The following is a 439-nucleotide window of genomic DNA, read 5'->3' as shown; positions in this document are numbered from 1 at the left end:
GAGCCCTGCTTGACGATGCCGCCATTTTTCACCAGCAGTTTCCCCGGCCCGCCAATTTCAACGTTACCGCCTTTCAGCTTGATGTAGGCTCCGCCGCAGATCAGAACCAGCTCGTCCTGTGCTGTCACCGTCATTTTTTTGCCACTGGCAATATGCGTATCGTCCGTTGACCAGGTGGTGAATTTCCCGCCCTGCGCCTGAACGTCGATGTCGCCTTTGGCGGCAAACATTTTGGTGCCCTGTCGGCTATAGAGGCTGATTTGCTCACCGGCTGCGACGGTGAATTTCTTCGTCGCGCCGATATCCACCTGTTTACCGGCGGTCAGCGTCAGGCTGTCTTGCGCGTACAATTGCATACTGTCCCCGCTGACAATACCGACGCCTTTTGGTGCGCTTAAAAGCAAAACGGCTTGCTGAAGTTTGTCGAGTTTCTGCTGTA

General features: G+C 54.9%; 1 protein-coding gene. It reads right to left on the bottom strand.

Annotated elements, in window-relative coordinates:
• A partial coding sequence (locus tag J1781_RS00250) for a DUF2345 domain-containing protein (RefSeq protein WP_238483432.1) occupies window positions 1-439 on the bottom strand: 439 nt, incomplete at both ends.

Origin of the sequence: Rahnella perminowiae (genome assembly GCF_019049695.1) — a bacterium.
In the GTDB taxonomy this organism is placed as follows: Bacteria; Pseudomonadota; Gammaproteobacteria; order Enterobacterales; family Enterobacteriaceae; genus Rahnella; species Rahnella perminowiae.
This window is presented reverse-complemented; position numbering and strand designations above follow the sequence as displayed.